Genomic DNA, 21,950 nt, shown 5'->3' with positions numbered 1-21,950 from the left:
CAACTCCCTGGAATCTGCTGATGCCGTTGCTCAAGCACCTCATTGCCCTGCTGCTATTGCTACCCTCATTGACACTGGCGAACACGCCCGACGTCAAGACACTCGAAAAGCAGCTGAGCGAATTGAGCAATCGGGAAACTCTCACCCAAAGTCAGACTCGTGATAAGCAGGCGCTGGAATCAGCGCTTCGTTTTGCTAATGAAAAAGCACGCATCGAACAGCGTCTGGAAACATTGGAAAAACGAATCGGTCAGGCACGTAGCGAACGCAACCAAGTCGAACAGACATTAAATAGTAGACAACCTGCCGACGCCTCCGCTCTGCAGCAGCGCTTTGTCACACTGGAAATTCGCGAACTGATCCGCCAACTCACCGATACACTAACTGATCTGGAAAATAAGCAGGAAGCTCTGGCCAGTGTATCCAGCGAATTAGTCAACTTTCAGACCCTGCCAGAACGGGCACAGACCATTCTGGCCCGGGACCTTAACCGTAGCGAAGTATTACGTCAGCAAATCGCCAATAGTAGCAGTCGCGACAGCACTCAGTCTGAAGCAGAACATGCCGCTCTGCAGTTAGAGCTGGATGCGACCAGCAAGCGAATGGAGTTAAGTCGTCGCGAACTATGGAGCACCGACTCGTTACGACTGCTGGCCGAGGCACGCCAACAACTACTAACAGAGCAAATTACTGACGCAGAACTGCAGCTAAACTTGCTTCAGGAACAGATTAATTACAAACGCCGCACCCGCACCGAACAGCTTATTCAAGATGCACTAAGCCAACTGCCCGAGCACTTCAGCGCCTCGCCAATACTCAATCAGGCCATGCAGGAGAACAACGAGCTGGCTGATGAACTAATGGCCATGACCGAGTCCACTAACGCTCTTATCCGCGACAACGTGCGCATTGAAAACACTCTGGATCGTACCCGTCAGGCATTACGCAGCCTGAATGAGCAGATAGAGATGCTGCAAGGCAGCATGCTGCTATCAAGAATAGTCTATGCTCAACAGGCATCCATGCAACGGGTGATCTTTGTTCAGGGGCTTGAACAGCGTATTGCCGACTTGCGTTTGCGCCAGTTCAGCATTCATGAGCAGCGGCAAGCGCTACGTGATACTGAAGGCTATATTGCTAACCTGCTGACTGATAAAGATGAGCAACCGAGCGAAGAAACCCTTGCAGGTCTAAACAGCATCAGCGCAATCCGTGCAGACCTGCTACGCCAGCTGGACGATGAAATCAGTCGGCAGTTAAACCTATCTATCAGTATTCACCTCAATCAACAGCAACTTGAAGCAACTCATCGAAGCCTGCGCAACACCGTCAGCGAACAGAGTTTCTGGATGCCAAGCAATCATGCCCTGGACATGGACTGGGTTCGCTCACTACCCGCAGCAATTCTAAAGCAAGGCAGTAGTTTGCCGGTCGCATCCATCGCACGTGATCTAACTGACACCCTTGGCAGAAACTTTTGGTTGCTCACCCCATTCGCTTTCATAGCACTGCTTCTGATAACCAGACGAACGAAAATCAAGACATCCCTGATTCAGATTAATAGTAAGATTGGCCGGGTACGCAGCGACTCGCAAAAGCACACACCCGTAGCGCTATTTTACGGTCTGTTGCTGGACCTACCTGTACCTCTGGCACTTGCCGGGCTGGCGCTGGTCTTCAACCAGCATGAGGGGAGCTATCAACAGATAGCTAGCTTGACAGCGCTACGCATCGCAGTTGTATGGCTGGTATTCTCCTGGTGCTTCAGAGTACTGGCAAAAGATGGCATCGGTGAGCGCCACTTTCACTGGCCCGCTGAGAACGTAGCGCTATTGCGTCGCAGGATTCTTGCCATCGGCATGGTGATCCTGCTGTTATTGCCGGCCACAACAGTTGGCGAGCATTGGCCAGAAAGGCTGGCGGAGGACCGCATAGGCCTGTTGATCTTTATTGCCGCCATGCTTTGCCTGACTTTTTTGCTACACCGCTTGGCCATGGCATGGCCATTTGCCCAGCGTGGCCAGCTGCTGCAGCAAGCTATCGCTTATACATTCGCCACCTTACCGCTGGCATTACTGGCTCTGGCCATGGCTGGCTATTACTACACGTCAGTGAAAGTGGCCGGCCGCTTACTCGACAGCTTCTATCTGATGCTGTTGTGGCTGTTACTGCAGGCTAGTGCGGTACGCGGATTATCCGTTGCTGCCCGTCGATTGGCCTTTAATCGCGCCCTGGCAAAACGTAACGCTCGGCTGGAAGCCAGAGGACATGAAGAAGCAACTGACAGCAGCGAGGCCATTGAGCAGTCAGAGCTGGCAGTAGAGGACATCAACCTGCAATCGCTACGTCTGATTCGCATTGGCCTGCTGGCCTTGTTCGGCACTGCCCTATATCTGGTCTGGTCTGATCTGCTCGGCACTTTTGGCTACATGGATAGTGTAGTGCTATGGGAAAGCATCAGTGGTAGTGGCGACTCTCTGCAGGTGTCTCGCACAAGCTTGGGAGACCTTACTAGCGCACTGGCAATCATACTTGTGGCAGTGCTTTTGATTCGCAACCTGTCTGGGCTACTGGAAGTACTGCTATTTGCCAGACTATCGCTAGCAACCGGAAGCAGTTACACCATCACCACTCTGCTCAAATATATTATTTTCAGTGTAGCGGTAGTCAGCACTTTGGGAGCCCTTGGCTTTGAGTGGAATAAGCTTCAGTGGCTGATCGCCGCCCTCGGTGTTGGACTAGGGTTTGGCCTGCAAGAAATTTTCGCCAACTTTGTTTCCGGTCTTATCATACTATTTGAGCGCCCCATTCGAATCGGCGACACAATAACCGTTGGCGAGCTGTCCGGCACTGTCAGCAAGATCCGCATTCGCGCTACCACCATTGTTGACTTTGATCGTAAGGAAATAATCGTTCCTAACAAAACCTTTGTTACCGACCAGCTAGTCAACTGGACACTGACCGATCCAGTTACTCGTATTACCATCAAGGTTGGCTTTGCCTATGGCTCTGACCTGGAAAAAGCACGGCGCATACTACTGCAAGCCGCCAAGGAAAATCCCCGGGTTATGCCAGATCCGGCACCTCAGATACTGTTTATCGCCTTTGGCGCCAGCACTCTGGATCACGAGATGCGCGTTCATGTGCGTGAACTGGAGGACCGCCTAAAAGGCTTGGATGAGTTAAACCGACGCGTGGATGCATTGTGCAAGGAACATGGACTGGAAATCGCCTTTAACCAGCTTGATGTTCACCTCATCAATAATCAGGGCGACAGCACCTGCATAAGCTCGGAAAAAAAATAATTATTTTACGGAGGAGGCAGAAAATACTACCGCCATGCGCCACAGCGTCACAGTCACCAGAGCCGCCAACAGCAGCTGGGCACCCCAGCCGATGTGGCCAAAACCCAGCAGCATGGTGCTATTAGCTACAATTGCCAGCATAAACCAGACAAAGCCGGTACGCTTCTGTGCCGCATCTAGCACGGGCGCATACAGACGAAACTTTTCTAGCGAGAACGGCGGGCGAAAATCACGCCGTTTTGCCCCTTCTGGTCGCCAGCCAGTACGGCGAAACCAGATAGTGAAACGATCCTGCCAACGATATGAAAGTGACGCATCCCGCCATAATGTTACCAGCCAGTCCACATGGGCTGTCAGTGGGTTACGAGAGTGGAATGCCTTACGCACACCAAAAACTACCGGCTCGCCTTCTTTTACATAGGTGCCAAATATACGATCCCAGATCATCAGCGTCCCGCCATGATTCCTATCGATATACGGATCATTGATGCCGTGATGTACTCGGTGCGCAGAGGGAGTATTAAAGATCCCTTCGATCAAAGGTATCTTGTCAATCAGTCTTGTATGTATCCAGAATTGATACAGCTTACTGACCGTAAGAAGAATGATGAATACGGACGCCGGGCAGCCCGCTAACGCCAGCACCAGGTACAACGGCCAATGACTTATGTCCTGCCAAGCGCCCTGCCGCAGGGCAGTAGTCAGATTGTAATGTTCACTTTGATGATGGGGCACATGACCACCCCAGAAAAAGTTGATTTCATGAGACCAACGATGTGCCCAGTAGTATACGAAATCCAGCAGGATAAAAAATACTAACCAGGTTAGCCAGCTATCCACTGGCCAATGCCAAACAGCAAAGCGCTGCTCGACAACAATAAAAAGACCTAGCAGAAAAGTTTTGGCAAATAGCTCAATAGTTACCGTAAAGACTCCGCAACCAATTGATGTCAAGCTGTCAGAAAATTCGAAAAATTCTTTTCCCTTACGTCTTGCCCACCATGCTTCAGCAAGTATCAGTGCAAAGAAAAACGGGGTGGCGTAAGCCAACAGAACGTTTTGCATTACAACTCCCAAGCTTATTCGATTGATCTGCTTGATCAGGGGCGCAGTGGCGGGTTTACCTGATCAAGTGGAATGCCTTCCGGAAACGGTAAAGCAGGAGGATAGCCATAAATATAACTACGGGCTGGCGCCAGTTCGACAGGACGCCCCGGGCCACGGACTTCCACATAATCAAGATACTGATGCCGATATTCATCTCGACGCATCATTCGCGCCAACTTTTGCAGAGTAAACAAGGGGATATCTCTGGCCAGCAGGTTAATTGCCCAGGCTGGAACATAGCCACCGGGATCCGAGACCACCTGAAACATCACCTCTACTTCATCATTTCCTAGACGAGACAGTTTCAGCACGGCCTCCATTTCTGGCACGCGAATATAATCCTCATCCTCCGGCAGCATAGTCGGCTGATTGGTTACATGAATGATGAATGACTCTTCTTCTTCGGTAAGGACCTGCACCATGCGGGCCTCGACTACTGCGTCTCGATTCTTCAACGGCCAAGGCAGATGAGTGGTAATTCGCATGTAACGATGTACCGGGCTGTCTCGACCAACCTCAACCACTTGATCCGAGAAATGTAGCCAGCGAGGAAAGGCTTCGTAGTCATCAAATATGGCCGCGATAGAGTACTCGTCGGTCTCGGTGATTCTGGTCACCCCACGAAAAGTTTTAAGGCGTGACTCTTCATGGTTTAACCAATAGACCTGCACTCCATGTTTATCCGTGACCAGCTTCCATTCCGGCTCCGGGCGATCACCAGTTTCAGGCTGATCTGCCCAAACCAGACACGAGGTCAGCAGCATGCTTGCCAGCAAACATGTAGCGCGGATCTTTCGGTACATCGCCAGTCTCCCGAAATTATTCTTTTTTAACTACGTTTCAGCCATAGCAGGCACAGCGCTGGCACCAGCAGTAAAGTCAGCACCGTTGAAGCCAGTAGCCCTGAGATAATCGCCCAGGCCATGGGTGGCCACAAGGTGGAACTTGTAAAGGCCAGCGGCAACAATCCTGCCACCGTGGTTCCAGTGGTCAACAGAATGGGGCGGGTCCTGCGAGCAACGGCATAGTAAACAGCATCGCGATTATTGTTTCCCGCTGCCAGCTGCTGGTCGATCACGTCAATCAGGACAATAGCGTTATTCACCACAATACCCACCAATGCCACCACCCCCAACAACGACATAAAGCCGAACGGGGAACCAGACAGCACCAATCCGGGGATGATGCCCACAGCCGCCATCGGCACGGTCAGTAGAACAATGGCAACGCGGCGGTAAGAGTTGAACTGCCACACCAGAAAGAACAGCAGCAACACACCAATCGGGGCCGATGTAGCCAGTGCCTCATTGGCATCACCACTACCCTGACTGTCTCCGCCGTATTCAATTCGGGTATCTGCCGGCAAGGGTTCATCTGCCAGCACCTTCTCCAGCCCGGCCAGAATCTGGCTAAAGCTATAGCCATCCTTCAAGTTGGCGGAAATGGTATAGATGCGCTCGCCGTTGCGACGATTGACCGATGCGGGCTCCCAGTCTGCATACACCCGGGCAACCTGCATCAGCGGCACCGGCTCGCCCTGCTGCGGATAGATGTTGATCGACAGTAAGCGCGACAAGGGCAAGCTGGTGCCCTCAACAGAGCGCAGTACGATAGGCATCGGATCCCGCTCCTGTCGGTACTGCTCGGCGGTCATGCCATAGCTTTGGCCAAACAGGGTACGAGCCACATCCGCACGAGTTAAACCGGAACGCTGTGCCACGGCATCATCCACTTCCACTCGCACTGCCGGCGTTCCCTGATCAATGGTGTGTCGCACATCCACGGCACCCGGAACCTGTCGCAAAATACGGAATATATGCTCCGCAGCCACCAGCCGCTGGCTGTCATCCGGGTGATAAACCCGCACCTCCACCGGTGCATCTCGGGGCGGCCCCTGGCCAAGCACACTGGCCGCAAGTACCACCTCAGGCAGGTTCTGCGCCACATGCAAGCGAGCAAAGGCCATCACTTCACGGGTCGCCGGAAGATCCTCAGCCAGCAACACCAGACGGGCGCGATTAGGAGCCTGCGGGTTGACCAACAAGTTGTAGAAAAAGGTTGGCCCACTAAAACCGATAAAGCGATGCACATGCTCAACATCTTCACGTTCGCGCACTGCTCGCTCCAATGATTCGGCCACCAGAGCGGTTTCCACCTGATCGGTACCTTCTGGCAGCAACAGATCAAGGATCACCAATGGCCGGTCGGCGTTGGGAAAGAACTGCACCGACATAAACGGAATCATCAAAAAGCTGACCAACACCATCAAGCCGCCAAGCTTGAGAATACGACGCGGATTACCGGTGGCAATGGCCGCCAATCGATCTCCCAACTTACCCAAGGCGGCACCGCGCTCACTGCTGCCCGGTTTGATAAAACGGGCCGCAAGCAAGGGTGCCAGAGTTACCGAAAGAAAGAAGCTGACGGTTAGCGCCAGCATGATCATCACCGGAATGCCGCGGGTGAAATCACCGGTGCCGCCCTTGGATAATAGCAATGGGGTAAACGCCGCCAGCGTAGTTGCAGTGGACGCTCCCAACGGGCCGATCAGCTCGCGCACCGCGCCGGCTACCGCAGCGCCTGGCTTGGCGCCTTCGGCCAGCCGGACCTGCATGTTCTCCACCATGACAATGCCATTATCAATCAGGATACCCAGGGAAATAACCAAACCAATCACCGCCACCTGATGGAGGATGCCGCCGCCAAGGTTGTAGATTCCCAGTGTGATCAATGCAACCACGGGCAGCATGGTGGCCACCAACAAACCGGTGCGCAAACCCATGCCATAAAACACCACGGCGACAATGATCAGCATACTGATCAACAAACTGCCTTCCAGATCATGTAGCCGTGCCGCAACCTGATCCGGCTGGAAAAACATTTCTTCTATTTGCAGCGGAGCAAACTGCGGCGCCAACACATCCAGACGGTCACGTAATGAGGCGCCGAAATCTATGGCATCAACCTGTCCTCGGCTGGCATAGATACTTAGCAGCACTACACGCTCGCCGTCATACCAGGCCTCGGACTGGGCCGGTTCCAGCGGTCCGCGCCAGATATCCGCAATCGCCGCCAGCGGAACAAAGCTGCCATCCGGCAACGGAACCTGAGTGCGACGCAGATCATCCAGGCTGACAAACTCACTATTACTCAGCACTGCCAGACGCTTGCCACCCGCGACCACAAAGCCCCCGGGAATCACCTGATTGCGACCGCTGACAAGTTGCGCCACCTGTTGAGGCGTCAAACCGATACGGCTCAACGCCGCATCATCAATGGCCAGGGTAATCTGTTCATCTGCCTGAGCCTCAATATCGATGCGCGATAGCGATGGCAGTCCCATTAGCGCATCTTTAAGGCGCTCCGCCGCTTTGGATAACTCCAGTGCGGACGGTGCGCCACGCAAGGCCAAAACCACCACCGGGGTATCAATCAGACGATCGTCCAGAGCCATCTGGCCAACGCCGTCGGGGAACTTCAGTCTGGCCCGCTGCATTGCCTGACGTACTCGATCCCACGCAGGTGTGGTGGCATAGATCTCTTGATGCTGGAGCACATTGACAATAGCAACACCATTACGGGCGGTGCTTTTGACAAAGTCGACCTCCTCCACTTGCAGCAGCTCTTCTTCCAGCGGCCGCAACACCAAACGTTCCACTGCCTCAGCGGTGGCGCCAGGATACTGCACGGAAATCAGACCGGCGCGATAGGGAAAACTTGGATCTTCCTGACGGGCCATGTTGAAGTAGGCCGCCACACCAACCAACGTCAGCATGCCCACCACCAGTCCCAGCAAACGTTGCCGGGCAAGCAGGAAAGTGATCACTGCAGGATCTCCACCATGTCACCGTCCACCAACCTTGACAGGCCGGCGTAAACCACCAGATCACCGGCCGCGATATCATCACCACGCACCAACACCTGTTCGCCCGCCAACTGCAATACATTGATGGACAAACGTTGCGCACGACCATCACGTACCCGGAATACGGCCGTGCCATCCGCACTACGCACCACCGCCAACACCGGCAAAGTGAGCGCTTCACTTAATGGACGTAGCACCCCCACTTCCACCGCCACGCCCGGCACCAGACCTTCGTCATCCAGACTGACTACCAACGGATACAGCTCACCGCGCCGCGAGCCACGACCAATTTCCGTAACCACCCCCTCAAGAGGCGCACTATCGCGATCCATCACTCTCCATACCGGCAAGGTCATATCCGGCTCGATGCCGCCGCGCAGGGCCTCTGGAATACGCACTTCCACCTCAAAGCCTTTAGGAGAAGAAATACGTAATGCCGGCTGACCGGCGGCGACAAACTCACCCGGCTCCGCCAGCACCGCCTCCACCACGCCATTAAACGGCGCGCGCAGCTCTCCCTCACGAACAAGCTGCTCAGCCTCCGCCAAGGCGGCTCGGGCAGTATCGACTGCCGCCCGCAGGGAATCACGGCGCGCCAGCAACTGTTCGATATTCTGTTCCGATAGCACACCGCGCGCTCTCAGCGGCAAGCCGCGCTGATATTCCTGTTCTGCCTGACGGGCCTGAGCTTCGGCTTCCCGCAAACGCGCTCTGGCGGAATCGCGCGCCGGTATTAACTGTGGATTCTGTAGTCTGGCAAGCAACTCCCCAGCCTGCACAGGAGCGCCGATCTCCACCAACCTCTCCTGCAAGGTACCGCTGACTTGAAAGGTCAGCTCGGCCCGCTGACGAGAACGCACCACCCCGGCAAAACGCAACGGCTCCTGCGCTTCCCCTGCCATCACCGGAGCAACACGCACGGTTACCGGCGCAACAAGCTGCTCATCGTCAGCACAACCCACCAACAGTGCAGCTGCAAGGACGCCACCCAGAAAACGCATACATTTCTCCCAGCAAATAGCAGGACAGCAACAAACATTGGCAGCCAGTCTGTCAGTAGCTGACAATTTGTCAATAATAACCTAATACCATTACCATGCAGTCACGCTATCGGCCATCAGGACAACACCGTGAGCCTTCGAGCACGCCAGCAAGAAGAAAAGCAGGAACGCCGCAGTAGCATTCTGGATGCTGCCGAGCAGGTGTTTTTTGAGCGGGGCTATGAGCGCGTCACCATGGACCATATCGCCCGTCAGGCCGGCCTTAGCCGAGGCCTGCTGTATGTCTATTTCCGCGACAAGCAGGGCATTCTGGCCAGTATCATGCTGCGTGCCGCTGAAAGTCTGCGCCAACGCTTCCGCGACACTGACCGCACCGAGCTCAGTGGAGCTGACCGAATCGAGGCCATGGGGCGAAACTATCTGGCGTTCTCCATCGAGCAGCCAAACTACTTCGATGTCCTCACCCGCGCCGCCAGCGACTGGCCGCAAGCCGATACCCAGACAGACCTTGGGCCGCTAATGGTGTGCACTGGCGAAGTTATGGAGATCATGTCTCGCGCCATTTCCGACGGCATTAAGGACCACAGCATTGACCCGGCGCGGGTTGCCGACCCACTGCAGACCGCCCTGTACCTGCGTGGCTCCCTGCACGGGGTAATCATGCTGACCCGCAATATCGGCAAACACCCGGCCTACCCGGATCAGGGAGACGCGGCGGCGCTGGTCGAATACACCATCCGCACCCTGTCCGCCTCGATCCGGCCAAAGTAAACACTTCAATCCTGTTCTGTCTCTGATCTTTACGGTCATACCACTGAGCGAAATCGTGATAGCCCCTGAGCGACAGGCGTGAAACCATCGACGTCAATTTCCCCCCGATTCAGGAGCACACCATGGGCGCAGCCGAGCTGGCACAACAATCCACTTCCGCCAACTGGGCGACTGACATCGTTGCCCGCCAGCGGGCCTATTTTGAATCCGGCGCAACACGAGATTATGCGTTTCGTCTGGCCCAGTTGAAAAAGCTCAAGCAGTCGATCGTCGATCACAAGGACGATATCGAAAAAGCATTGAAGGAAGATATCGGCCGGCCGCCATTTGAGGCCTATATCGAGATCACCACTGCTTTTGAGGATCTGAAACACACCATCAAGCACCTGAAGAGCTGGATGGCACCAAAGAAAGTCGGCACCAGCTTGTGGGCCCAACCAGGACGCAGTCGCATTGAATCAACACCTCTGGGCGTCAACTTCATCATGGGGCCGTACAACTACCCGTTCCTGCTGTGCGTACAGCCGCTGATCGGCGCCATGGCTGCAGGCAACACCGTGGTAATGAAGCCATCCTCCCTGACCCCGGCCACTTCCCGTCTACTGAGCAAAATGATGGGCGAATGCTTCAAGCCGGAATACATCTCCGTGTTTGAAGGCAGCACCGAAGTCACCAACGCACTACTTGAAGAACACTTTGACCATATTTTCTTTACTGGCAGCCCACGGGTCGGCCGCATCGTTATGGCCTCAGCTGCCAAGCACTTGACCCCGGTAACTCTGGAGCTGGGCGGAAAAAGCCCGACCATCGTTCACCGGGATGCCAACCTTAAGCTGGCAGCCAAACGCATTCTGTCTGGCAAGATGCTTAATGCCGGCCAAACCTGCATCGCCCCGGACCATGTTTTTGTTCACAAGGACATCCGCGCCGCATTCGAAAAGGAGATGGTTGCCACGCTTAAGGCTTTTTATGGCAACGACACCATTAACAACCCGGACTTTGGTCGCATGATCAACGAACGTCACTTTGATCGAGTGGCGGCTCTCATTGGCACCGCCAAAGTACTTATTGGCGGCCAGACTGACCGGGCAACAAAGTTTATCGCGCCGACCATTCTCAGCGATGTATCCATCAATGACCCGGTGATGCAGGAAGAAATATTCGGACCGGTACTGCCACTGCTCGAATACTCCAGTCTGGACGACCTCTACAGGCAGACTCGCAACCTGCCAAACCATCCGCTGGCCCTGTACCTGTTTACCGCCAGTGAGGAAGTTGAGCGCGATGTACTGGCCAACATCCAGTTCGGCGGCGGTTGTATCAACAACACCGTGATGCATGTGGCCAATGCTCATCTGCCATTTGGCGGTGTGGGTGAAAGCGGCATGGGCTCCTATCATGGCAAGAGCTCCTTCGATGTCTTCTCTCACCAGCGTAGCATCCTCAAGGCAAGTGGCTGGCTCGATATACCGATGCGATATGCACCCTATAAGGACAAGATCAATATGATGCGCAAGATGATCAAGTAACCATATAAAGGGCCCGCCATCCCGGGCCCTGTTGTATTCACCATTAGCAATCTGACACCATCCGCATCTTGCAGCAGTGGAGACCGGTGTGGACGCCGTCATTCAAATTCAGAACCTGACCAAAACTTATAGCTCCGGCTTCCGGGCTCTGAACGGTATCAATCTGGATATCCGCCGGGGTGAAATCTTTGCCCTGCTCGGTCCCAATGGTGCCGGCAAAACCACACTGATCAGTACCATTTGCGGCATCGTTAGCCCCAGTGAAGGCCAGGTACTGGCCGATGGTCATGATGTGGTAACCGACTACCGTGCGGCGCGCAGCTGCATCGGCCTTGTACCTCAGGAACTCACCAGTGATGCCTTTGAGTCGGTTGGGGCAACACTGAAGTTCAGCCGCGGCCTGTTTGGCAAGGCTCCCGATCCAGCCCATCTGGAACGCACACTTAAAGCGCTGTCGTTGTGGGACAAACGCAACGACAGGATTATGACTCTGTCCGGTGGCATGAAACGCCGGGTAATGATTGCCAAAGCGTTGGCCCACGAACCTTCGATCCTGTTCCTGGATGAGCCGACCGCCGGCGTGGACGTGGAGCTGCGCCGGGATATGTGGCAAATGGTCCGGCAACTACGAGATCAGGGCGTCACTATCATTCTGACCACCCACTACATTGAAGAGGCCGAAGAAATGGCCGATCGCATCGGCGTGATACGCAGTGGCGAGATTATTCTGGTGGAAGACAAGAACACCCTGATGCGCAAACTGGGACGCAAACAGCTGACTCTGCAGCTACAAAACCCTATCAGCGCCATTCCGGCCAGCCTGGCGCAATACTCATTAATACTTTCCGAGGATGGCCAGCAGCTAACCTATAGCTTTGATACTCAGGCGGAACAGAGCGGCATTGGCGAACTGCTGCGCCGCCTCAATGCTGAGGGTGTGGACTTCCGTGACTTGCACACCGAGGAAAGCTCGCTGGAAGAAATCTTTGTCAGTCTGGTGAGGAAGCAGGCATGAACTGGTACGCGATCCGCGCAATTTACCATTTCGAAATGGCCCGTACTTTTCGCACCCTGCTGCAAAGTATTGCTTCTCCGGTGATCTCCACGTCACTGTACTTTGTAGTGTTTGGCTCGGCCATTGGCTCACGCATGATTGCCATTGATGGAATCAGCTATGGCGCTTTTATTGTTCCAGGCCTGATCATGCTAATGCTGCTCACAGAAAGCATCAGCAACGCCTCATTTGGCATCTATATGCCGAAGTATTCTGGCACCATCTACGAGGTACTATCGGCGCCAGTATCGTGGCTGGAGATCGTGATTGGCTATGTTGGGGCCGCGGCCAGCAAATCAATCATGCTTGGCCTGCTAATTCTGATTACTGCGCGCGCATTTGTACCGTTCAGCATTGAGCACCCGGTATGGATGCTTGCCTTTCTGATTCTCACCTCCATAAGCTTCAGTCTGTTCGGGTTTATTATTGGCATTTGGGCAGACGGCTGGGAGAAACTGCAGATCGTACCGACTCTTATCGTCACTCCACTGGCATTTCTGGGGGGCAGCTTCTACTCAATCAGCATGCTGCCTCCGGCATGGCAGACAGTCACCCTGTTCAACCCAGTGGTCTATTTGATCAGTGGCTTTCGCTGGAGTTTTTACGGCGTCGCCGATGTCAGTGTGGGCGTCAGCCTGACGATGATCAGCGTCTTTATGCTGATCTGCGTCATGCTGATTCGCTGGATGTTCCTTAGTGGCTACAAACTGAAAAACTAACGGCCCGTCAGAAAGCCACAACCCTTCCATTTTCTATGGGCAGATAGTCGCCAGGCTTGTTACTGGTTTTAATGCTCTGCAACTGCCCATTGAGTTCATAGGTCACCAGATAACCAGTGGTGCGGCTAACTGTTTCGCTTACCGTACTGCACTGTTGCTCCGTGGTGGTATAGGTGCGTGCAGTGCGTTCTGCAGTTTGCTTGCCAAGTTGGGCTCCGGCCAACGCGCCGATCACCGTAGCGACCTTCTTGCCACTACCGCCCCCCACCTGGTTGCCAAGCAGCCCTCCGGCAGCAGCCCCCAGCAGAGTGCCGGCAATGCGGCTCTCATCACGAACTGGCGCTTGCTTCTGCACAGTGACCATCTGACAAACCTCGCGGGGCTCCTGCCAGCTGGTGGTCAACGGCTCCACATGCATCACTCTGGCCTGCTGCGGCGGCCGCTGCTGTACTGGAGCATATACTGGAGTGGGCACCGGGTTTGGCGCTCGAGTTTGCACTAGTGCCACCGGTTGCCGGGTAGCTACAGCTGGCTCGGCTGTTACTTCCATGGGCACTTGAGCCACCTGCGCCGCCTGACTGGCGCCGGCATGGTAAAGACCGTAGCCCGCGCCGGTAACAGCAAAGGCACCGGCTGCGGAGAGTACTGCAACTGCGACTGTTTTCATGTTGGCATCCTCGTAACGAAACAGGTTCGTTACTGATGCTGGCCCCGCTTTGTGCAGCAAAAGCGGGGCCAATTGTGCAACGACTGTGAAACTACACAGCCCGCACTATGGGTGCGTAATGCCCCATAAACCCCTTCAGCTGGCTAGCATTAAGGCCCTTCAAGACCTTGTGGTTAACCGCCCGGATAGCCTTACGACTACCATCAATGCCGATATCCACTGCCTTTTGGGTTACAAAGCCCATCTTTACATGGTCATTATTGGCAACGAAAAAGTTCTGGATGATTTCATCCGACAAACGATCCATCACCGCCGACATACGATCGACCACCTGCTCACCCTGACCCGCGGCACACTGCTCTGCCACCGCCATAAACTCAATGGCAAACACATCATCGATAGCAAAACGTAGATGGGCCTGATTATCGTTATCTTCACCAGCCGGCCAGTACAGCTGGGAAAAACGAGCAACAATGGGAGCAAACTCCTTGTTACTGACTTTCTTATAAATCTGTCGGCTCAGCATGTGGGAAGCCTTACCGGCGGTGGCAACAGCAAAATCAATGACCTTGGTCTGGGTGGAAGACAGGGTGATCATCTGTGAGGGCTCAATCATAAAAAGGCTCAACATCCGGTCTGTCATATGATCCACCATGCGGATGTAAAGCTCTGCGCTGTTGTTACGATCGTGCTTGACCGCATTAACAAAATCTTCAATACCCATAACCAAAGCCGGGCTAGCAGGAACGGCAACCATATATGCCATGACTTTCTACCTCGCGGTGTTATCTTGCTGGATAAGATGTGCCTCCAACTGCTGTCTATAGCTATCTGACAGCGGCATGGATTTTTGCGTCTGATGGTCAAAACAAACCTGAACTGCCTTACCACGGGCGGCCAGGATATCTTTCTGAAAAGCCTCATGGACAACAACGAAAGAGCTGTTACCTATTTTTTCTATGGCCGTGCGGATTAAAACGTCGGCACCATAGTGCAGCTGTGCAATAAAGTCGATTTCCGTGCGTGCCAGAATCAGATTCAGGGCTGCGGGGTTCCTGGTAGGTGCAAATATTTCGAACAACGGCTCACGGGCGGTTTCAAACCAGCCAGATACGGTAGTGTTGTTGATATGGCCAAAGGCATCAGTTTCATAAAACCGGGGCCGTACACGCAGTTCAAACACCATTCTTTCTCCTTGCCTCTCATTGCCGCCAGAGGTGCAGATAGCCGGTGCGGGTGTCTCGGTTCAACTCCACGGTAGTGTTCAACGATGGTCAGCATATCTCTAGCCATATCATCCCCCGGCATCACCATTCCCGGAAAAGCGATTTCCTTTTTCCGGTAGTCCGCCGTGGCAACGATCACCGGCACGCCGGCCCCTTTGGCAATACGCCAGAACCCGCTCTTCCACTGGCTGGCCCCATCGCGAGTGCCCTCCGGAGCGACAATGATCACCATCTGCTCGTTATTGAGAAATTTATCAATACTCTGCTGGACCAGATCCTTCGGGCTGTTGCGGTCGATGGGCATGGCACCCATAGCACGCAGCAGCCACCCCATGGGGCCGACAAAGGCACTGTCTTTGATCATGACCCGAGCGTCCAAATTCAGCGATACCATGGCGGCAAGGGTAAAAATACCATCCCAGTTGGAGGTATGGGGGCCGCCAATAATTACCGCTTTCGGCACATCCGGTGGCAAATTGGCCACCCGCCAACCAAACATAGCCAAAACCATGCGGCCAAGCAGGCGACTTACAGCATTGCCACGGCGGGGTAACTGGGAACTGGCTAGAGACATGGAAACTCCACTTCAGGAAGGGGCCAGACTAGCCGGACAACGCACCGGCGCCATTGGCCCAACGGACAAAATGACCCGCCACGCAATGGTCTCGTTGGCAGATAAACGGTCTATAGGGACGGATCAATGACACAGTAAGTGTGTGACACGGATCACATGAGCTAATACTATTTAACCATCAGGACTAATGCTTTTGCATTATATTTTAATTGCAATGCACAACCACTAGCAGGGCCCGAAGCAAAAGTATCAGACCAGAAGGACATCGCCATGCAAGGACTGCCTGTCTGCAACAGCACCCAGCGCCAGCGAATCGCCGATCCGCCAGCCCCCGAGCGCTATTGGCGCTGGATCTTTCTGACCCTGCTGGTTGCTGCCTTGGGGCTACTGCCGATTGTATCCAGTGCCGAGCCATTAGTGCTTGATGACAGAGCTGGTGAGACTCCACTAAGCGGTAAACTGCTCCATCTGCGCGCACCGTCCGATACGCTCGGCGCCGAAGCCATACTGAGCCCTGAAAGCGACTGGCAGCCCGCAACAGGTAGCGCGGTGAACTATGGCATTGATGCAAGCAGCTGGTGGTTTCGCATTGATATCCGTAACGATAGCCATAATAACCAGGAGTACTTGCTGGAAGTCGCCTACGCGTCACTGGACCACATCGGCATTTACCTGGCCGACGGCGAAAAGATAGTTGCCCAGCACTTACTCGGAGACAAGCGGCCATTCCACGATCGGCCAATTCATCATCACTTCTTTGTGGTACCAGTTGACTTTCCAGTGGGCGAAACCCGCACCCTGCTGATTAACGTTCACACCGATGGCGTTGTCCAACTTCCTGTTTCGCTATGGAGGAAAGGTGATTTCGCGAGCCATGATCAGGTCCGGCAACTGGTGGCAGGCATCTATTTTGGTGCCATGCTGGTCATGTTGGTCTACAACCTGTTTATGTTTATCGGAATCGGAGATCGCAGCTACCTATACTATGTTGGCTTTGTTCTCTCCATCCCCATGTTCGTTTCTTCACTTACCGGCTACTCGTTCCAGTACTTATGGCCAGAGGCAGTTATCTGGAATGGCAAAAGCATCGGATTTTTTCTCACTAGCGCCCTCCTTTTCGCTTTATTTTTTACCTATGATTTTCTGGAGCTAAAGCGCGAATCCTTAACGGCCTGGATTAAAACCGGCTTTCGCGCCGTGGTGATTGTTGGCGTCTTGATGATGGCCACGGTATTTTTTGCTCCCTATAACCTCATGCTAATCAGCGTCATTAGCGGCGCAACGCTTGCTTGTGCGGCGGCCCTTATTATCGGAATTTACGGCGCTGTGCGAGGCGAACGGCCCGCCGTGTTCTATGTGCTGGCCTGGAGCTCCCTATTTCTTGGTGGTCTTATTCTGGCGGCAAGCAAGCTGGCATTTCTGCCGCAGAATACCTTTACCGACAACGCCGTCCAGATCGGCTCTATCATGCTGGTGGTGCTACTGTCCTTCGCATTGGCAGAACGGATCAATCAAGAACGGCGACGTCGCTATGATGCACAGATGGAGGCATTGAAGAACGAAAGGCAGGCCCGGCAGGCAAAAGAACAAGCGCTGAATGCCCAGCAGCAAGCCAACTTGCAGCTGGAAAGCAAGGTAGCCCGAAGAACGGAAGAGCTGGCCAAGGCGAATGCCGTTCTACAAGAACTGAGCGACTCTGATGGACTGACTGGACTACGCAACCGGCGCTATTTGGACAATTATTTAGACCGTGAGGTCACCCGCTGTTTTCGATATCAACATCCTGTATCACTAATCCTGCTGGACATAGATCACTTCAAGCAGTTCAACGATCGCTTTGGTCACCATATTGGTGATGACTGTTTGCGCATGGTGGCGGAGCAGCTGCGCCACTGCGTGGCGCGGGACTCGGATATCGTGGCTCGTTACGGTGGTGAGGAATTTTGTATTGTCCTGCCGGAAACAGAAATAGAAGGCGCACGGGCAGTGGCGGAAAGGATCAGACGGCGCATTGCCGAAACACCTTTCCAAGTGGCCGAGGAGAACATCACCGTGACCATAAGTGCCGGCGTGACCTGTGCGGTGCCCACCTCACCAAATCACGGTGCTGCCCTATTGCAGCGCGCCGACGAGGGCCTGTATCAGGCCAAGCACGACGGCCGCAATCGCATCACCTGTCTGTCCAGTTAAATAAGCCTGACGGCTCTGTTAAAGGTGCAGTCCGCACTCGGTTTTCGGTTTGCCCTGCCAGCGGCCACTGCGACCATCTCCCTTCACGGTACAGTGGCTGCAACCAATTGACGAATAACCTTCCTCCACCAGCGGATGAAACGGCAGGTTATGCTCGGCAATGTAGGCGTCCCGCTGCTCACGGGTGACGTCGATCATCGGGTTGAACTTGATGATGCCACGACGCTCTTCAAAGACCTCAAGGCCAGCGCGATGATCTGTCTGCCAGCCCATCAGGCTTGACACCCAGATATGGAAATCCAGTTTCACCGCCTCTAAAGGCTCCACCTTATTAACCGAGCAGCACAGGTCTGGATCCGTTTCCCACAATCGTTCGCTAATGGCGTACTGGTGGTGATGGTGGTCCGGGCGCACATCGACCACGCTCAGCCCGAACAGATTGGCAAGATAGTCCCGATAATTCAGGGTTTCCTGAAAGTGAAATCCGGTATCGATAAAGTGAATGATCTGATCTGGCCGGATGCTGTTGATAATGTGTAGAAAGTAGGCAGAGGTAGCGGCAAACGACGAGGTAACCAGAATACCGTTGGCGGGAAAGTCCTGATACAGACGTTGGATCCGTTCTGCAAAGCCCAGCGGTCGGTAGGCCCGATTCAGCTCGGCAATGGCCTCAGCGGTGAGTCCGGCACTATTGCCGGGCACTCGAGCGATCAGTTGCGGGCTGTTCATGATGACTCCGGTCATGCTCTATCAGGGGAGCCATGATACGAATCCCTACAAAGACTGAAAAAGACCAAGAAATTGTATCTATATGCCCGAAGGGAATATATTGCGGTGACTCACAGGCGCCTGGCGAGCAAGGATTTCCATTGCAAAATATCGGTCTGGTCTGCTTCATACAAGCTGAAGCCGACCATACAGCTACCTTCGTCACAGCTAACCCAGCGCACTTCACCCACCACCGTAAGAGGTCTATGTTGCTCAGGCAGCTGCGCGGAAATGCGCAAAATAGCACCAACTGGCAAAGGCCGATCCATCAGAATACGGGCGCCGTTGGCGGAAAAATCCACCAGTCTGCATAGCAGAAGAGCCTCACCACTGCCCGGCTCGCCTTCGTCCTGCTCGGGTAATTCGACAAAAACCGGAATTCGGGCTTCAAGCCGCATCTCGCCGCGGTAGTTCTGCTCGTCATCCATTGCCCCATCCTCGATCCTGACGGATACCATCTACAACGCGGTTTAACGCGTCATCAAAGCGCGAATCCTTACGCACCACCTCAATCGCGCCAGCTGCGATACCGCCGATCAATGCATCACGGGTTATCTCGTACTTTTCCGTGCCAATGCGGTCAACAAAAATGTACTTGCCACTAGACGGTAATACTACCGCCAATTTACGTCGGGTCTGCACGCCATCGTCATCATGGAATGACAGCCAGACGCCCATGGTCAGACCGCTAACCAGCAACCTGGCGCGCTGACGGCGTAGCTCTTCAGACGCTCCATGCTCAGCGGCAACTGAGTCCCGTCTGGCCTTTTCCAGAGCCGCCTCACTTTGCTTGAGAGCCTCTTCCTCTGCATCGCGACGCTGCTGCTCTGCGGCCAGCTGGCGCGCCTCCTTAAGGGCCTTGCGCCTCGCCTGATCCCGTTGTTCATCAATACGCAGCTGCTCTTCAACCCTTGCCTGATGCTCAGCCTCCCGAGTTTGTTGCCGCTCGCGGTACTGCGAGGCCAGCGCATTGAGGCGTTCCGCGCACCAATCAAGCAAAGGCACTGGGGCAACCACGGAAGATATCTGTGCCGAAGAAAACTGCCAGGCAAACTCTTCGAAAGAGGCACTCACCTGCTTCATGCCAAGCTGGTTGACGAATAGCAGCTGCTGGTAATCGTCCAGCTTAAGCAGCAGCTGCAAGCGCCGGTCAGTGGCAGGCTCCACGAACCAGTCACCGATATTCACTGCGGCCATCTCGGCAAGCAGGTCCTGACTAACACTGGCTCCCGCATCATCCAATGCGTTGCCTCCGGCTACTGCGGGCACCTCCTGATAGTCCATGGGGCGATTATGCAACTGGCACAGAAAGGCCACTTCCAGCTTTTCGGTTAACTGCTCACGCACCTGCTCATCGGCGATAATCTGCTCGATCAGCGGCATAAGCTCCTCGCGAATCTGGCTGATCACTCGGGTCAACTTTTCCTGATGCGCCTGCTCGCTCGCTTCACGCTGCAAACTCCATACCAGCAAGCCAAAGCTCCGCACCAGCTTATGCCAAAGGGGCGAGTCCTCACCATGGTGCAGCAGGGTCCATTGGAATGCGCCGCTCCAGTGCAAGCCGATATCCTCAGCAATAAAGTCTGGCAGGGGACGTCCGGCTAACTGACGATTGAGCAGACGGGCTGCCGTCTGGCGTGCATAGGACAGCCGCAGGGCGCCGGCTTCACTTTGCCCTACCCGGCTGGCAATTCTCTGCTGGCGCATGACCATATCTTCAAGCCATCGGGTCGGCTCTGTGCCGCCCTCGCTGTGCTGACGCAACCAGTTGGCCAGCACAGCGGCAGTTTCCGCTGCCTGAGGCAAGCCCGGGTACCAACCGGCAGCGACTTGCTCAACCTGCCTGATCAGATCATGCAGAGGATGGGATCGCCGCAGCAGCCAGCCATCCACAGGCAGTGCCGCAGCGATCAGGGCACCGCTGGCCGCCAACAGCTGCTGGGCCAGATCAGGGTGAAATAGGGGTTGGGCAAAATAATCCGTCAGTACTTGCCGCGCCAGACGGACGACACCCAGCTGACGAGTCGACAGGGACACTCCCGGATGGCGCTGCTGTACGGCGATTACCGGGTCCGTGCCATGTGGGTCCACTGTGACCAGCTCGGCGCCGAGCTGATCGTCAGACAGCAGCTTCTGACCTTCCCGAGGCAAGCCGTACAGGCCGGTAAATAGCTTACCCAGCCGATCTTCCGGTGATCCTGTCACGGCAGGCTCCATATTCAATACAGACCGCAGACGTCAGCATGAAAAGTAGCAGTGCCGCTGGCAAGCAGGGGCAACAAGAAATCGCTCATAGTGTCGTTCGCGCAGATAAGACTACGAAATAGTACTTAATTACCGCTGCGAATAAATAATTGTATTTTGCCATTTATCGGAAAGGCGAAGCGGTTCACGGGTTACTTCTCCACAAAAGCCCGCTCAATCACATAGTGACCGATCTGCCCCTGACGGGTTTCCCGAAAACCCATGCCATCAAGCAGAGCGGTCAGATCCTTGAGCATGGCCGGGCTGCCACAAAGCATAAAGCGATCATCTTCTATGCTGGGTTTGGGCAGCCCCAGATCGGTGAATAGCTTGCCCGAGTCGATCAAATCGGTCAGCCGGCCCTGATTACGAAACGCTTCTCTGGTAACCGTCGGGTAGTACAGCAACTGCTTGCGCACCTGCTCGCCGAAAAACTCGTTATTGGGCAACTCATCGGCAATCACCTTCTGGTAGGCCAGCTCGGAGACCTGCCGCACGCCATGGGTAAGGATCACCTGGTCAAACTGCTCATACACTTCCGGGTCGCGGATAATGCTGAGAAACGGGGCCAGACCAGTGCCAGTGCTGAGCAGCCATAACCGCTTTCCCGGCAACAGATTGTCTGCCACCAGCGTGCCGGTGGGCTTTTTGCCCACTAGCACCTTGTCCCCAACCTTGAGCGACTGCAGTTTCGAAGTCAGCGGGCCATCCGCCACCTTGATCGAAAAAAACTCCATTTCTTCTTCATAGTTAGCACTGGCAATGGAGTAAGCACGCAGCAATGGCCGCCCCTCCAACTGCAGGCCGATCATAGTGAAATGGCCGTTACGGAAGCGAAAGCCGGGGTCGCGGGTGGTGCGAAAGCTGAACAGGGTGTCATTCCAGTGATGCACATGGGTGACGCGCTCTTCATTCAGGTTACTCATCTGC

The 21,950-nt window shown here is 54.6% G+C and carries 18 protein-coding genes; 6 read left to right on the top strand and 12 right to left on the bottom strand.

The genetic code is table 11. From position 1 onward, the window contains the following. The first annotated feature begins 20 nt into the window (after positions 1 to 20). A complete protein-coding gene (gene mscK / locus J1C54_RS01545) occupies positions 21 to 3,305 on the top strand; it encodes a mechanosensitive channel MscK (protein ID WP_229144068.1) in 3,285 nt (1,094 codons plus the stop codon). On the opposite strand, the gene J1C54_RS01540 is transcribed toward mscK, so the two are convergent. The 4 genes from J1C54_RS01540 to J1C54_RS01525 are packed head-to-tail and all read right to left on the bottom strand — an operon-like array spanning position 3,306 to position 9,278. Then, on the bottom strand, positions 3,306 to 4,370 hold the full coding sequence (locus J1C54_RS01540) for a sterol desaturase family protein (protein ID WP_229144067.1): 1,065 nt from the start codon (positions 4,368 to 4,370) through the stop codon (positions 3,306 to 3,308). 35 nt (positions 4,371 to 4,405) lie between these two features. After that, positions 4,406 to 5,215: an START domain-containing protein gene (locus tag J1C54_RS01535; RefSeq protein ID WP_229144066.1), complete on the bottom strand. Its 810-nt coding sequence runs from the start codon at positions 5,213 to 5,215 to the stop codon at positions 4,406 to 4,408. Between the two features lie 26 nt (positions 5,216 to 5,241). Next, positions 5,242 to 8,238 (bottom strand): efflux RND transporter permease subunit, encoded by a 2,997-nt coding sequence (locus J1C54_RS01530; protein ID WP_229144065.1) that lies wholly within the window; start codon positions 8,236 to 8,238, stop codon positions 5,242 to 5,244. Continuing rightward, positions 8,235 to 9,278, bottom strand: coding sequence for an efflux RND transporter periplasmic adaptor subunit (locus J1C54_RS01525; RefSeq protein WP_229144064.1), 1,044 nt, complete (start codon positions 9,276 to 9,278; stop codon positions 8,235 to 8,237). Before J1C54_RS01525 ends, J1C54_RS01530 begins: the two co-directional genes overlap by 4 nt. A gap of 129 nt (positions 9,279 to 9,407) precedes the next feature. Between J1C54_RS01525 and J1C54_RS01520 the strand changes: the two genes are divergently transcribed. The 4 genes from J1C54_RS01520 to J1C54_RS01505 all read left to right on the top strand — a co-directional run bounded on the left by J1C54_RS01520 (position 9,408) and on the right by J1C54_RS01505 (position 13,351). Next, positions 9,408 to 10,049 carry a TetR/AcrR family transcriptional regulator gene (locus tag J1C54_RS01520; RefSeq protein WP_229144063.1) on the top strand — a complete coding sequence of 214 codons (642 nt, stop codon included), beginning with the start codon at positions 9,408 to 9,410 and terminating at the stop codon, positions 10,047 to 10,049. 122 nt (positions 10,050 to 10,171) lie between these two features. Continuing rightward, positions 10,172 to 11,578, top strand: coding sequence for an aldehyde dehydrogenase (locus J1C54_RS01515; protein ID WP_229144062.1), 1,407 nt, complete (start codon positions 10,172 to 10,174; stop codon positions 11,576 to 11,578). 88 nt (positions 11,579 to 11,666) lie between these two features. Continuing rightward, on the top strand, positions 11,667 to 12,593 hold the full coding sequence (locus tag J1C54_RS01510; RefSeq protein ID WP_229144061.1) for an ABC transporter ATP-binding protein: 927 nt from the start codon (positions 11,667 to 11,669) through the stop codon (positions 12,591 to 12,593). Further along, positions 12,590 to 13,351 (top strand): ABC transporter permease, encoded by a 762-nt coding sequence (locus J1C54_RS01505; RefSeq protein WP_229144060.1) that lies wholly within the window; start codon positions 12,590 to 12,592, stop codon positions 13,349 to 13,351. The genes J1C54_RS01510 and J1C54_RS01505 overlap by 4 nt, the downstream gene beginning before the upstream one ends. A gap of 7 nt (positions 13,352 to 13,358) precedes the next feature. On the opposite strand, the gene J1C54_RS01500 is transcribed toward J1C54_RS01505, so the two are convergent. The 4 genes from J1C54_RS01500 to J1C54_RS16685 form a co-directional block, all read right to left on the bottom strand. Beyond that, entirely contained in the window at positions 13,359 to 14,018 is a 660-nt protein-coding gene (locus J1C54_RS01500) for a glycine zipper 2TM domain-containing protein (protein ID WP_229144059.1), read from the bottom strand. A 91-nt stretch (positions 14,019 to 14,109) separates the two neighbouring features. Then, positions 14,110 to 14,784 carry a hypothetical protein gene (locus tag J1C54_RS01495; protein ID WP_229144058.1) on the bottom strand — a complete coding sequence of 225 codons (675 nt, stop codon included), beginning with the start codon at positions 14,782 to 14,784 and terminating at the stop codon, positions 14,110 to 14,112. 6 nt (positions 14,785 to 14,790) lie between these two features. Then, the gene (locus J1C54_RS01490) at positions 14,791 to 15,147 is read right to left on the bottom strand and encodes a thioesterase family protein (protein ID WP_229144328.1); all 357 of its coding nucleotides are present in this window, start codon (positions 15,145 to 15,147) and stop codon (positions 14,791 to 14,793) included. Further along, positions 15,057 to 15,818, bottom strand: coding sequence for a 1-acyl-sn-glycerol-3-phosphate acyltransferase (locus tag J1C54_RS16685; protein ID WP_229144057.1), 762 nt, complete (start codon positions 15,816 to 15,818; stop codon positions 15,057 to 15,059). Before J1C54_RS16685 ends, J1C54_RS01490 begins: the two co-directional genes overlap by 91 nt. A 270-nt stretch (positions 15,819 to 16,088) precedes the next feature. On the opposite strand from J1C54_RS16685, the gene J1C54_RS01480 reads away from it, so the two are divergent. Next, positions 16,089 to 18,008, top strand: a complete 1,920-nt coding sequence (locus tag J1C54_RS01480) for a diguanylate cyclase (RefSeq protein WP_229144056.1) — start codon at positions 16,089 to 16,091, stop codon at positions 18,006 to 18,008. 18 nt (positions 18,009 to 18,026) lie between these two features. On the opposite strand, the gene J1C54_RS01475 is transcribed toward J1C54_RS01480, so the two are convergent. The 4 genes from J1C54_RS01475 to J1C54_RS01460 form a co-directional block, all read right to left on the bottom strand. Continuing rightward, on the bottom strand, positions 18,027 to 18,737 hold the full coding sequence (locus tag J1C54_RS01475) for a phosphoadenylyl-sulfate reductase (RefSeq protein ID WP_229144055.1): 711 nt from the start codon (positions 18,735 to 18,737) through the stop codon (positions 18,027 to 18,029). A 110-nt stretch (positions 18,738 to 18,847) separates the two neighbouring features. Continuing rightward, entirely contained in the window at positions 18,848 to 19,204 is a 357-nt protein-coding gene (locus tag J1C54_RS01470) for a PilZ domain-containing protein (RefSeq protein ID WP_229144054.1), read from the bottom strand. After that, the gene (locus J1C54_RS01465; RefSeq protein WP_229144053.1) at positions 19,197 to 20,981 is read right to left on the bottom strand and encodes a DUF1631 family protein; all 1,785 of its coding nucleotides are present in this window, start codon (positions 20,979 to 20,981) and stop codon (positions 19,197 to 19,199) included. Before J1C54_RS01465 ends, J1C54_RS01470 begins: the two co-directional genes overlap by 8 nt. A gap of 191 nt (positions 20,982 to 21,172) precedes the next feature. After that, positions 21,173 to 21,946, bottom strand: coding sequence for a ferredoxin--NADP reductase (locus J1C54_RS01460; protein WP_229144052.1), 774 nt, complete (start codon positions 21,944 to 21,946; stop codon positions 21,173 to 21,175). Positions 21,947 to 21,950 lie beyond the last annotated feature (4 nt).

The sequence above is a fragment of the Alcanivorax sp. 1008 genome (genome assembly GCF_020667895.1).
In the GTDB taxonomy this organism is placed as follows: domain Bacteria; phylum Pseudomonadota; class Gammaproteobacteria; order Pseudomonadales; family Alcanivoracaceae; genus PGZG01.
This window is presented reverse-complemented; position numbering and strand designations above follow the sequence as displayed.